Raw genomic sequence first — 12,751 nt, forward strand, 5'->3', positions numbered from 1 at the left:
GGCGGGTGGAGGGGGTTGGGTGGGACTGGGCGTGGTGGTCCGGGCGGGTGGAGGGGGTTGGGTGGGACTGGGCGTGGTGGTCCGGGCGGGTGGAGCGGGTGCGGTGGGACTGGGCGTGGTGGTCCGGGCGGGTGGAGCGGGTGCGGTGGGACTGGGCGTGGTGGTCCGGGCGGGTGGAGCGGGTGCGGTGGGACCGGGCGGGGCGGTCGGCCCGTGGCGGGCATCGTGCTCCGGGGCCCGCAGGGAGCCGCTCGGTGGCTCGGTCATGGTTCATGCTCGGGCCGTGCGCGCACGGCCCGCCAGCGGGGACGGGCCACCCGGTTGACGCTCCCGCCCGCCCGCGCCCCGGAGCCGGTGGCGCCGACGGCGGAAGGGCGGCAGAAGGGCGGCAGAAGGCAGGAGCCGGGCCCGTCTTCCTCTTCCCGCGCGGGTCAGGCCGCCCGCCAGTACCCCAGCGCGTGCATCCGGTGCCTGGGCACGCCCAGTTCCCTGCGGACGTACGCCGACAGCGTCCGGGTCGTCGCCGCGTCGCAGGCGATCCAGACGTACGGGTCGGGGGTGTTCCCCAGCAGGCCGGGCAGCTCCGCCCGGACGCGTTCGGCGAGGTGGGCGCCCGCGTCGCGGCGGGGCACCTCGCGCACCTCGTGGCGGGCCGGGTCGGCGTGGCAGGGCAGGCCGTCAAGGGCGCCCTCGAACCAGACGGTGGCGGGGGCGGAACCCAGGGCGCCGAGCAGGGAGTTGACCGCCGGGAGCGAGGCCGGGTCGCCGACGGCGAAGACGTGCGAGGGCGCGGGGTCCGGGTGCTCGAAGCCCGTGCCCTGGACGGTCGCCTCGATGGTGTCGCCGGGCCGCGCCGTCCGGGCCCAGTCGCTGGCGCACCCCTGGTGCAGGGCGAACTCCAGGCCGAGGGTGCCGGCCGCCGGATCGGGGTCGACGAGGGTGTAGGCCCGCTGATGGGGTCTGCCCGCGTTGTCGAACCACAGCCGTACCCACATCGTCGGGTGGACGCCGGTCGCCGCCAGCATGCCGCCGTCGTCGAGGCGCAGCCGCCGGTAGTGCGGGGTGACGTCCTCGGCGTCCGTCACCGTGAACACGAAGTCCTTCGCGCGCAGCAGTCTGAGGACCGCGCCCTCCCAGCCCCGCCCCTGCCCCATCGCCTCTTCACCTCTCGCGTACGATTCCGCCACGACCGAGTTAGGCGAGCCTAACCTAAAGGAAAGCAGGGGTGCAGGTGGCCGTCGAGATCTACCGGGACGCCTGGGGCATCCCGCATCTGCGCGCGGACGACGCGGCCGGACTCGCCCGCGCCCAGGGCCGCGTCACCGCCCTGGACCGGGCCTGGCAGCTGGAGGTCGAGCGGCACCGCGCACAGGGCACCTCGGCCTCCTTCCTCGGTCCCGGGGCCCTGCCCTGGGACCTCTTCGCCCGCCGGGCCCGGCTCGCCGACACGGCCCGCCGCTGCTGGGCCGAACTGGAGCGGCAGGACCCGGAGACGGCCGCCTGGGTGCGGGCGTACACCGACGGCGTGAACGAGGGCCTGTCCGGCAGCAGGGCCCCCGAGTTCGCCCGCGCCGGCCTCGCCCCCGGCCGCTGGGAGCCCTGGACCCCGCTCGGCGTCTGGCTCGCCACCCACATCCTCTTCGCGGGCTTCCCGGCCAAGCTCTGGCGCGAGCAGGTCGCCGCGCACCTCGGCCCGGACGCCGTCGGCCTGTTCGCCACCGACGGCCCCGGCACCTCCGGCAGCAACGGCTGGCTGGTCGCCGGGGAGCGGACCACCACCGGGCGGGCGCTCATCGCCGGCGACCCGCACCGTTTCATCGAGGACCCGGGCGTCTACCAGCAGATCCACCTGTCCTGCCCCGAGTTCGACGTCGTGGGCCTCGCCGTGCCCGGCGTCCCCGGCATCGCCCACTTCGGCCACACCGGCACGGTCGCCTGGGCCATCACCAACGCCATGGCCGACTACCAGGACCTGTACCGGGAGCGGCTGCGGCGCACCGGCGGGGACGCCCCCCGCGCCGGCGAAGCCGGGAGCCCGGGGGACGCGGTGGAGGCGCTCGGCCCGGACGGCGTGTGGCACCGCGCCGCCCGGCACACCGAGACCGTCGAGGTGGCGGGCGGGGAACCCGTCGAGGTCGAGGTGATCGAGACCGGCCGCGGCCCGGTCGTCATCGGCGGGCCGGAGGGCCTGGACGGCGATGTGCCCGGGCCCGGCGAACCCCCCGTCGCCATCAGCCTGCGCTACCCGCCCCGCGTCACCGGCGACCTCGGCTTCGGCGCCCTGCTGCCGCTGCTGCGGGCCCGCCGGGTCGCCGACGTGGACCGGGCCGTCGACCGGTGGGCCGAGCCGGTCAACGTCGTCCAGGCCGCCGACACCGAGGGCGGCCTGCTGCACCGGGTCGCGGGCCGGGTACCGGTGCGCGCCGAGGCCAACCGCGTCCGCCTGGTGCCCGCCTGGGAACCCGGCCACGAGTGGCGGGGCTGGCACGAGATGCCCCGGGCGGGCCTGACCGACGGCGTCGCCGTGATGGCCAACCAGCGCGGTCCGGCGGCCCCCCTAGGCGTCGAGTTCGCCCCGCCGCACCGCGCCGACCGCATCGCCGCCCTGCTGGCCGGCCGGGACCGCTGGTCCGCCGCCGACATGCCCGCGATCCACACGGACACCCACCTCGCCTCCGCCGCGCCCCTGCTGGAGCTCGCCGGCACGCTGGACGGCCTCACCCCCGGGGCCGCCCGCGTCAGGGACCGCCTGCTGCGCTGGGACCGCCGCATGGACGCCGGCAGCGCGGACGCGGCCCTCTACGCGGCCGTGCGCGGCGCGGTCGCCCGCCGGCTGGCGGCCCACCCCGCGTTCGCCGCGCTGAGCACGCCACCGGCGTACCCGGAGGTGTTCCTGCCCTGGCTCGCCCTGCTGCCCCGGGTCGGCTTCGCCCTCGAACACCTGCTGAGCGCCGACGAGCTGTACGGCGTCGACCGTGCGGCGGCGGTCCGCGCGGCGCTGGAGGAGGTCGCGGCGCGGCGGCCCGGCGGCACCTGGGGGGACACCCACCGCCTGGCCCCCTGGCGCGCGCTGCCGCCGGAGCCGCCCCACGACGAACCGGGCCTGTCCGGCGACCACGACTGCGTGCTGTGCACCTCCGCCGTGCCCGGCCTCACCGACCTCGCAGCGCGCGGCCCGGCCGCCCGGTACGTCTGGGACCTGGCCCGCCGCGAGGACAGCCGCTGGGTGGTCCCCTTCGGCGCCTCCGGCGATCCCGCCTCGCCCCACCACCGCGACCAGCTCCCCCTGTGGCTGGAAGGGGACCTCGTCCCGGTCGTCACCGACTGGGACCGGCTCGAGAAGGAGACCGATGTCTGACCCGTACGCCTCCCGCACGGCCGTCCACGAGCAGGTGGTCGACGGCTTCGGCACCGTCCGCGTCCTGCCGCTGGACGCACGCTCCGACGCCCCGGTGATCCACGGCTGGGTGAGCCAGGAGCGGGCCGCCTTCTGGGGCATGACCGGCCTCACCGAGGAGCAGGTGGCCGAGATCTACGCCCATATGGACACGCTCGACACCCACCACGCCTTCCTCGTGGTGAAGGACGGCGCGCCCGCCGCCCTCCTGCAGACCTACGAGCCGGAGGCCGACCGCGTCGGCGAGTGCTACCCCGTCGAGCCCGGCGACATCGGCGTCCACCTGCTCCTCGCGCCCGCCGGGCCGGGCGGGGCGCGCCCCGGCTGGACCTCCGCGCTGCTGTCCGTCATCGCGTTGTACGTCCTGCGGGGTCTGGACCGGCGGCGGATCGTGGTCGACCCGGACGTGCGCAACGAGAAGGCGATCGCCCGCTTCCTCAAGCAGGGCTTCAGCGCGGGCCCGGCCGTCGTCCTGCCCGAGGTGGACCTCCCTGACGTGTACCTGCCGGAGAAGAAGGCCCGGCTCGCCTTCCTCACCCGGGAGGTAGCCTTCCCCGTGTGACCCCCGAGGACCTCGTCGCGCACTACGGGCTGGAACCGGTCCCGCGGGAGGGCGGGCGGTTCCGGCAGACCTGGGCCGGACCCGGGCGGCCCGACGGCCGGCCCGAGGGCACGGCCATCGTCGCCCTGCTGACCGCCGACCCGGACGACTACTCCGCCCTGCACCGCCTGCCCGCCGACGAGATCTGGCACTTCTACCTCGGCGACCCGCTGGACCTGCTGCTCCTCGCCCCCGACGGGACGTCCGGGACGGCCGTGCTGGGACCGGACGTACTCGGCGGCCAGCACGTCCAGCTGACCGTCCCGGCCGGCACCTGGATGGGCGCGCGGGTGGCGGCGGGCGGCGCGTGGACGCTGTTCGGCTGCACGATGGCACCCGGTTTCACGTACGAGGGCTACGAGCACGGGGACGCGGCGGAGCTGACCGCGCGCTACCCCGGCCGGGCGGCGCGCATCGCGGACCTGTGCCGTCCGTGAGCCCGCCGCCGTGAGTCCGCCGCCGTGAGCCCGTCCGAGGCCCGGGCCGGCCGCCCCGGTGACGGGCGCGGCCCCGCCCGCGGTGAGCACGCCGGGCCCCCCGTCCGTACCTACCTCGGAGCCGAGCCCGAAGACGGAGAACGACGTGGACCGACGGCGGAACGAGGGGCGCGATGGCGGACGACGACCCGAGCCCGGTGGCCGGGGCACCGGAGGGCTTCAGGGGCTGGTGCTGCTGGGCACCGTGCTGGTCCTGCTCCTCCTCGGCGGCGCGGGACCGGCGACCGCCCACTCCGCCCTCAAGGGCAGCGACCCCGGGGACGGCACCGTCCTGCGCTCGGCCCCCCGCGACCTCACCCTGACCTTCACCGAGTCCGTCGGCCTGCTCGACGACTCCTTCCGCGTCTACGACCCGGGCAACCGGCGAGTGCGCACGGGCGAGCCGCGGCACGCCGGCGGCCGCTCCGACACCGCCCGCGTCACCCTGCCGGCCGGACTCGGCGAGGGCACCTTCACGGTGGCCTGGCGGGTGGTGTCGGCGGACAGCCACCCGGTCTCCGGCGCCTTCACCTTCTCGGTCGGCAAGCCCTCGCCGACACCGGCCGCCGTGCCCACGGGCCCCGTCGAGCACCCGCTGACCGGCAGCCTCCACGACGCCGCCCGCCACCTCGCCTACCTCGCCGTCGCCCTGCTCGTCGGCACGGCCGCGTTCGCGGCCCTGTGCCGCCCACCGGACCCGGCCCCGCTGCGGCTGCCGCTCCTGACGGGCTGGTGGACGCTGCTGGCGACCACCGTGGCCCTGCTCCTGCTGCGCGCCCCCTACGAGACGGGCGCCGGCCCGGCCGCGGCCCTGGACCCTTCCGCCCTCGGCCGCACCCTGGCCGGCCGCCCGGGCATCGCCCTGCTGGCCCGCCTGGTCCTGCTGCTGGCGACGGCGGGTCTCCTCGTCCGCCTGGCCCGTCGCCGGGGCGACGGCCGGACGCCGCCCGCCGCCCTGGTGACGGGCGCGGCGCTGGCGGTGGGCCTGGCCCTCACCTGGGCCGCCGCCGAGCACGCCTCCGCCGGCCCGCAGGTGCCGCTGGCGATGGCGTCGTCGGTGCTGCACCTGCTGGCGATGGCGGTCTGGCTCGGCGGCCTGGCGGCTCTGCTGACCCTGCTGCGCCCCTCGGTGCCCGCCACCGCGCTCCCGGCGGCCGCCGTCACCCGCTTCTCCCGCGTCGCCTTCGCCGCGGTGACGGTCCTGGCCGCCACCGGCGTCTACCAGTCCTGGCGCGGCCTCGGCTCGTGGACCGCGCTGACCGGCACCTCGTACGGCAGGACCCTGCTGCTGAAACTCGCGGCGGTGGTCGCGCTGCTGATGGCGGCGAACCACTCACGGCGCTGGACGGCGCGCGGGCGGACGGAGGCGGCCGAGAAGAGGGACACGACGGACGCGACGGACACGGCGGATGCGACGGACGCGACGGATGTGGTGGATGTGACCGACGCGGCGGACGCGCAGAGGGCGGTACGGGAGCGGGTGCTGGAGGCGGTGGGCGGACCGCGAGGGGCGGACGCGCCCTCGTCCCCGTCCGGGCCGGAGCCGGAGCCGCCGTCCGAGCCGGAGCCGCAGTCGGAGCCGCAGTCGGAGCCGGCATCGGCCTCGCGGCCCCCGTCGGGAGGGTCCGCTCCCGACGGGGCGGATCCCCGCCGCCGTGCCCTGCGCCGCTCGGTGCTGGCCGAGGCCGTCGTCGCCGTCGTCGTCCTGGCGGTCACGACCGTGCTGACCGGCACCCTGCCCGGCCGCGCGGAGGCCGAGGCGGCGCAGGCGCCCGCGGCGACCCCCGGGCTGCCCGCGGCCACGGTCGTCACGATCCCCTTCGACACCGGCACCCCGGGCGGCAGCGGCACGGTGCAGATCACCCTGGACCCGGGCCGCACCGGCGACAACGGCGTGCAGGCCGTGGTCCTCGGCTCCGACGGCGGCCTGACCGCCATCCCCGAACTGCGCCTGTCCTTCACGCTGCCCGCCCGGAAGATCGGCCCCCTCGACGCCGGGCTCACCGACCGGGGCGGCTACTGGGCCACGAACGACCTCACCCTGCCCATCCCGGGCACCTGGACGATGAAGGCGACGGTCCGGGTCTCGGAACTGGACCAGGTGAGTGTCACGAAGCCGGTGCGGATCGCCGGGTAGCTGGCTGCCCGAGCAGCCGCGTCATCGCCTCGGCGGCCCGCACGGCGGCGTCGCCGCAGCAGTTGTTGAACAGGACGTGGACCTGCTCGGCCCGCTCGGCGAGCCGGTGCAGCCGGGGCAGCCACTCGGCGAGTTCGTCGTCGCCGTAGCCGTACCGGAACCGGTCCTCCTTGGTCCCGGTGCCCCAGGCGGCACTGCGTCCGTGGAACCGTACGACGGACAGCCGGGACGAGGTGACGGGCGTGACGGGGGGCACGGACGCCGGGAGCGACTGCGTCATGTCGACGGCGACGGCGGCCATGCCGTGCCGCGCGAGCAGCGCGCACGTCGCCTCCGCCTGTCCCTCCTCCCACCACGCGGGATGCCGGAACTCGACCGAGACGGGCCACCCCCGAGTCCGCCGCGCGCACCCGGCGAGGAACCGCTCGGCCCGCTCCCCGGGCCGGAACCACGGCGGGAACTGGAACAGCACACTGCCCAGCCGCCCCGCCCGCCGCAGCGGCGCGATCCCCTCGGCGAACCGTTCCCACACCTCGTCCAGCACCTCCGGGTCCCGGGCGTCGGCCGGCAGCCCGGGCGGCAGCACCGAACTCCGCGTCGGGTGTCCGGTGAGCAGGGAGAAGGCCTTCACGTCGAACACGAAGCCGTCCGGGGTCCGCTCCGCCCACAACCGGCTGTTCCGCTCGGAGGGCAGGGCGTAGTACGTGGAGTCCACCTCCACGACCGGAAACCGCTCGGCGTAGTACCGCAACCGCCCCTCGGCGTCCCGCCGCCCCGCCGGATACCACCCGCTGCCGACCAGCGCCCGGTCCGTCCACGAACACGTGCCCACCAGAATGTCGCCCATGGGCTGCGGTTACCCGCCCGGGCCGCGGACAGCCCGTGTTCCCCCGGTCCGCGCCTCCGCCCGGCGAGGGACCGTGAGGACCGGGCGGAGGGTGACGGCCGGACGGCGGAAAAGCCGCGCGGCCGGGGCCGGGTCCGGCGAAGCGACGTCTCGACCGGCCTGCCGGCGCACCTGCCGGCGGATGAATCAGTCGAAGAGGGCGACGAGTCCGTTCACCCAGATCCCCAGCATCGCGAGGACCACCACCAGGCATCCGGCTCCGGCGAGGAAGCCGGCGAACCTCCCCTCCCCGGTGTCCGTCTCGTCGTCCGGAGCGAAGGACACCGTGTCCCAGTCGACCGGGCGCCCCAGGGCGTCGGAGCAAGCGGCCCGTACCGCTGCCAGTTGCTCCCTGGCGAACCGGGAGCGGGCAAGCGACTCGGGGCCGCGCCAGGCAAGCGCCCTCATGCGCTCCTGGGGAGTGCGGTACCTCGCCTCGAAGGCGGAGGTCTCGTCCGCGTCCCGGTCCTCCTCCAGGTACATCCAGCGCCCCGCCTCCGCGGGCTCGCCGTACAGCCGGTACACCTCGGCCAGGCGACGGCGAAGCGCCAGGTCGTCGGGGAAGGAGGAGACCAGTCCGCGCAGACGCTGGCGTGCCATGGGCACCCGGCCGGCGGCCAGATCCGCGTCGACTCGGGCGAGGGTGGCTGTCAGTGGCATACCTGCATGATCGGCCAGGGCGGCGCGGTGCATCGACTCCTTTTCGGAGGTCCTCCCCTCCCGTGCCGTTCGGGGGGATTCCACCCGAACGGATGCCGGACGACACGCGCCGTCGGCCCTGTGGGGTTCACGGAGCGCGCGTCGTCCCCGTGGACACCTCGGCCGCGGCACTCCTCGTGGCCGGGAGACATCGTGATCGACCCTGTCACGGGTGGGGAATCCGGTACAGCGGCGAGGACGCGGGCGGGCCCGCCGCGCATGTGACGGGGGCCGGGCTCCGCGAGGCCGCACAGCAGGCGGGAGGCGCGCTCCGGGAACCGCCCGCCACCAGCCGAAAAGCCGGCGGGGGCGTGCACCGGGGCGGACGAACGCCAGAGGGCCGGACCGCTTGCGCGGTCCGGCCCTCTGGGCTGGCGGAGGATACGAGATTCGAACTCGTGAGGGGTTGCCCCCAACACGCTTTCCAAGCGTGCGCCCTAGGCCTCTAGGCGAATCCTCCGCCGGAAACATTACATGACCGAGAGGAGTGCTCGCGAACTCGTTCACCACGGCCCGCATCGGGTAACCTGTGCGAAGCCCCTCACGCGGCGCTATCTGACTGAACTCCCCCAGGGCCGGAAGGCAGCAAGGGTAGGTCGGCTCTGGCGGGTGCGTGGGGGGCGCTTTCGTTTCCCGTGGCCGTGGCCGTGGCCGTGGCCATGCCCGGGCCGGGCGCGCCGCGAGGCCGGGCGCGCCGCGAGGCCCGGTCCCCCGGGTTGCGGTGCGGCCGAGGGCTCCCGGCCGGGGCTCCGCGGGCGGGGCGGGTTGTCAGTGCGCGCCTATAACCTCGTAGGCGTGTCGTCTCTCGCGCTGTACCGCCGCTATCGCCCGGAGTCGTTCGCCGAGGTCATCGGGCAGGAGCATGTCACCGACCCGCTGCAGCAGGCGCTGCGGAACAACCGGGTCAATCACGCGTACCTGTTCAGCGGTCCGCGCGGCTGCGGCAAGACGACCAGCGCCCGCATCCTGGCCCGCTGCCTGAACTGCGAGCAGGGCCCCACGCCGACCCCGTGCGGGGAGTGCGAGTCCTGCCGTGACCTGGCCCGCAACGGGCCCGGTTCGATCGACGTCATCGAGATCGACGCCGCCTCGCACGGTGGTGTCGACGACGCCCGTGACCTGCGGGAGAAGGCCTTCTTCGGGCCCGCCCGGAGCCGGTACAAGATCTACATCATCGACGAGGCCCACATGGTCACGTCGGCCGGCTTCAACGCGTTGCTGAAGGTCGTCGAGGAGCCGCCCGAGCACCTGAAGTTCATCTTCGCGACCACCGAGCCCGAGAAGGTCATCGGGACCATCCGCTCGCGGACCCACCACTACCCCTTCCGGCTGGTCCCGCCCGGCACCCTCCGGGAGTACCTCGCCGAGGTGTGCCGGAAGGAGGACATCCCCGTCGAGGACGGCGTCCTGCCGCTCGTCGTGCGGGCCGGCGGCGGGTCCGTGCGTGACTCGATGTCCGTCATGGACCAGCTGCTCGCCGGCGCCGGGGCGGACGGTGTGACGTACGCCATGGCCACCTCCCTGCTGGGGTACACGGACGGGTCGCTGCTCGACTCCGTCGTGGAGGCCTTCGCGACCGGCGACGGGGCCGCGGCCTTCGAGGTCGTCGACCGGGTGATCGAGGGCGGCAACGACCCGCGCCGCTTCGTCGCCGATCTGCTGGAGCGGCTGCGGGACCTGGTGATCCTCGCCGCCGTTCCCGACGCGGCGGACAAGGGGCTCATCGACGCCCCGGCCGATGTCGTGGAGCGGATGCAGGCCCAGGCCGGCGCTTTCGGCGCCGCCGAGCTGAGCCGTGCCGCCGACCTGGTCAACCAGGGGCTGACCGAGATGCGCGGCGCCACCTCGCCGCGCCTCCAGCTCGAACTGATCTGCGCCCGTGTGCTGCTGCCGGCCGCCTACGGCGACGAGCGGTCGGTCATGGCCCGCCTGGACCGGATCGAGCGCGGCGCGCACTTCCCGGCGGGTTCGGGCATGCCGGCCATGGGATACGTACCCGGACCCGAGGCGCACGCCGGGGCGGCGCCCGCGGCGGTCCCGCCGGGCACCGGCCCCGCCGCGGCCCGCGCGGCGGTACGGGCTTCGGGCAGCGGCGGCGGCGGTGGTGCGGCGGCCGGGGCCGGGGCCGCCGGCGGCCCGCCGGCGCCGGGTGCGCCCCCGGGGGCCGGTGCCGCTCCGGGAGCCGGGGTGTCCGCCGGTCCCGTGCCCTCCGGTCCCGCCGCGGGCGGACAGCCGCAGCAGCCCCAGGCACCCGTGCCCGCGCCCGCCGCGGCAGCCGGCCCCCCGGCGCCCGCGCCGACCGCCCCCGCCCCCGCGGCTCAGCCCGCCCCCGGCGCCTGGCCCACCGCCGCGTCCGCCGGCGGCGGCCGCAGGCCCGGCGGCTGGCCCACGGCCGCCGCGGCGGGCGGCGGCGGGCAGCCCCCGGCCGAACGCCCCGCGCCGGGCGCCCCCGCATCCAGCGCCCCCGCGGCGGCGCCCCCGTCCGCCGCTTCGTCCGCGCCCCCGGCCGGCGGCCTCGACCCCCGCATGCTCTGGCCGAACATCCTGGAGGCCGTCAAGAACCGGCGCCGGTTCACCTGGATCCTGCTCAGCCAGAACGCGCAGGTGACCAGCTTCGACGGCATCACCCTGCAGCTCGGCTTCGTCAACGCCGGCGCCCGCGACAACTTCCTGAGCAGCGGCAGCGAGGACGTCCTGCGGCAGGCGCTGGGCGAGCAGTTCAACGTCCAGTGGAAGATCGAGGCGATCGTCGACCCCTCCGGCGGCACGGCCTCCGCGGCCGGCGGCCCCCCGGGACTCACCGGCGCCCGAGGCGGAGGCGGCTACGGCGGCCCCGGCGGCTACGGCGGTACCGCGACGGCCCAGCGCCCGGCGCCGTCCCAGCCGGCGTCCCCCGCCCCCGCCCGTCCGGCGGCGGGCACAGCGGCCCCCGCTCCCGCCCCTGCGCCCGTCCCCCCGTCCTCCGCCCCGGAGCCACCGCCCATCGCCCCCGAGGACGACATCCCCGAGGACGACGACCCCGACCTCGACGAGTCCGCCCTCTCCGGCCAGGAGCTGATCGTCCGCGAGCTGGGCGCGACGGTGGTGGAGGAGTACACGAACGAGTAGGAGGACGGCCGAGCCGGCGCCCGGCCCCGCCGACGGTCTCGTAGGAAGACACAACCGCCGTTCGCCCGCCGTTTCAGCGGCCCGCACAAAGCGCCGGGCCCTCGTCCCGTTAGGCTGGCCCCGTGAAGGTCCTCGTCATCGGCAGCGGCGCCCGCGAACACGCCCTGTGCCGCTCCCTGTCCCTCGACCCCGACGTCACCGCGCTGCACTGCGCCCCAGGCAACGCCGGCATCGCCGAGGTCGCCGAGCTGCACCAGGTCGACGCCCTGGACGGCGCGGCCGTGTCGGCGCTGGCCACGCGGCTCGGCGCGGACCTGGTGGTGGTCGGCCCCGAGGCGCCGCTCGTCGCCGGTGTCGCCGACGCCGTGCGCGAGGCGGGCATCCCGGTCTTCGGTCCCTCCCGGGAGGCCGCCCGGATCGAGGGCTCCAAGGCCTTCGCCAAGGACGTCATGGCGGCGGCCGGAGTACCCACGGCGCGCTCGTACGTCTGCACCACGGCGGAGGAGGTCGACGCGGCCCTCGACGCCTTCGGCGCCCCCTACGTCGTCAAGGACGACGGACTCGCCGCCGGCAAGGGCGTCGTCGTCACCGACGACCTCGACACGGCCAGGGCCCACGCGGCCGCCTGCGAGCGCGTGGTCGTCGAGGAGTTCCTCGACGGTCCCGAGGTCTCCCTCTTCGCCGTCACCGACGGCGAGACCGTCCTGCCCCTGCAGCCCGCCCAGGACTTCAAGCGCGCCCTCGACGGCGACGAGGGCCCGAACACCGGCGGCATGGGCGCGTACTCGCCGCTGCCGTGGGCCGACCCGAAGCTGGTCGACGAGGTCCTGGAGACCGTGCTCCAGCCGACCGTCGACGAGATGCGCCGCCGCGGCACGCCCTTCTCCGGCCTGCTCTACGCCGGCCTGGCCATCACCAGCCGTGGCGTCCGTGTCATCGAGTTCAACGCCCGCTTCGGCGACCCCGAGACCCAGGTCGTCCTGGCCCGTCTGCGGACCCCGCTGGCCGACGTGCTGATGGCCGCCGCCACCGGCGGCCTCGCGCACCTGGAGCCGCTGCGCTGGAGCGAGGAGGCGGCGGTCACCGTCGTCGTCGCCTCGCACAACTACCCCGGCACCCCGCGCACCGGCGACCCGGTCACCGGCCTCGACGAGGTCGCCGCCCAGGACGCCCCGCACGCGTACGTCCTGCACGCCGGGACCAGGCGCGACGGCGGGGCCGTCGTCAGCGCGGGCGGCCGGGTGCTGTCCGTCACGGCCACCGGCAAGGACCTCGCCGAGGCCCGCGACCGCGCCTACCGGGCCGTCTCGCGCATCCGTCTCGACGGCTCCCGGCACCGCACGGACATCGCGGCGAAGGCGGCGGCGCGGGACGCGTAGCCCGCCCCCCTGCCGCCGGCGGCCGTTTCCCGGCCCGTCGCAGTGAACCTCGCAGGCCCCGGATTCGT

At 76.2% G+C, this 12,751-nt stretch carries 9 protein-coding genes, 1 tRNA gene, 1 other RNA gene and 1 pseudogene; 7 read left to right on the forward strand and 5 right to left on the reverse strand.

The features are described 5' to 3' along the window. Both AB0L29_RS31740 and AB0L29_RS31745 read right to left on the reverse strand, forming a co-directional pair. Positions 1 to 274 (reverse strand): annotated as a pseudogene (locus tag AB0L29_RS31740) (hypothetical protein); the annotation flags it as partial. A gap of 157 nt (positions 275 to 431) precedes the next feature. After that, positions 432 to 1,154, reverse strand: coding sequence for a siderophore-interacting protein (locus AB0L29_RS31745; protein ID WP_365832136.1), 723 nt, complete (start codon positions 1,152 to 1,154; stop codon positions 432 to 434). A gap of 77 nt (positions 1,155 to 1,231) precedes the next feature. On the opposite strand from AB0L29_RS31745, the gene AB0L29_RS31750 reads away from it, so the two are divergent. The 4 genes from AB0L29_RS31750 (at position 1,232) to AB0L29_RS31765 (ending at position 6,611) form a co-directional block, all read left to right on the forward strand. Further along, a complete protein-coding gene (locus AB0L29_RS31750) occupies positions 1,232 to 3,358 on the forward strand; it encodes a penicillin acylase family protein (RefSeq protein ID WP_365832214.1) in 2,127 nt (708 codons plus the stop codon). After that, entirely contained in the window at positions 3,351 to 3,959 is a 609-nt protein-coding gene (locus AB0L29_RS31755) for a GNAT family N-acetyltransferase (protein ID WP_365832138.1), read from the forward strand. Before AB0L29_RS31750 ends, AB0L29_RS31755 begins: the two co-directional genes overlap by 8 nt. Beyond that, the gene (locus tag AB0L29_RS31760) at positions 3,956 to 4,435 is read left to right on the forward strand and encodes a cupin domain-containing protein (RefSeq protein ID WP_365832140.1); all 480 of its coding nucleotides are present in this window, start codon (positions 3,956 to 3,958) and stop codon (positions 4,433 to 4,435) included. Before AB0L29_RS31755 ends, AB0L29_RS31760 begins: the two co-directional genes overlap by 4 nt. 229 nt (positions 4,436 to 4,664) lie before the next feature. Then, positions 4,665 to 6,611, forward strand: coding sequence for a copper resistance protein CopC (locus tag AB0L29_RS31765; RefSeq protein ID WP_365832216.1), 1,947 nt, complete (start codon positions 4,665 to 4,667; stop codon positions 6,609 to 6,611). Here AB0L29_RS31765 and AB0L29_RS31770 read toward each other — a convergent pair. The 3 genes from AB0L29_RS31770 to AB0L29_RS31780 form a co-directional block, all read right to left on the reverse strand. Continuing rightward, entirely contained in the window at positions 6,583 to 7,458 is an 876-nt protein-coding gene (locus AB0L29_RS31770; protein ID WP_365832142.1) for a DUF72 domain-containing protein, read from the reverse strand. The two genes, AB0L29_RS31765 and AB0L29_RS31770, sit on opposite strands and share 29 nt — an antisense overlap. 186 nt (positions 7,459 to 7,644) lie before the next feature. Then, entirely contained in the window at positions 7,645 to 8,157 is a 513-nt protein-coding gene (locus AB0L29_RS31775) for a DUF6584 family protein (RefSeq protein ID WP_365832144.1), read from the reverse strand. A gap of 411 nt (positions 8,158 to 8,568) precedes the next feature. Then, a tRNA-Ser gene (locus AB0L29_RS31780) sits at positions 8,569 to 8,656 on the reverse strand. A gap of 72 nt (positions 8,657 to 8,728) precedes the next feature. On the opposite strand from AB0L29_RS31780, the gene ffs reads away from it, so the two are divergent. The 3 genes from ffs (at position 8,729) to purD (ending at position 12,683) form a co-directional block, all read left to right on the forward strand. Then, an RNA gene (ffs, locus tag AB0L29_RS31785) (signal recognition particle sRNA small type) lies at positions 8,729 to 8,827 on the forward strand. Between the two features lie 164 nt (positions 8,828 to 8,991). Then, a complete protein-coding gene (locus AB0L29_RS31790; RefSeq protein WP_365832146.1) occupies positions 8,992 to 11,304 on the forward strand; it encodes a DNA polymerase III subunit gamma and tau in 2,313 nt (770 codons plus the stop codon). Positions 11,305 to 11,426: 122 nt separating this feature from the next. Next, positions 11,427 to 12,683, forward strand: a complete 1,257-nt coding sequence (gene purD / locus AB0L29_RS31795) for a phosphoribosylamine--glycine ligase (RefSeq protein WP_365832148.1) — start codon at positions 11,427 to 11,429, stop codon at positions 12,681 to 12,683. The last annotated feature ends 68 nt before the right edge of the window (positions 12,684 to 12,751 follow it).

The sequence above is a fragment of the Streptomyces sp. NPDC052701 genome (assembly GCF_040678355.1).
Classification (GTDB): Bacteria; Actinomycetota; Actinomycetes; order Streptomycetales; family Streptomycetaceae; genus Streptomyces.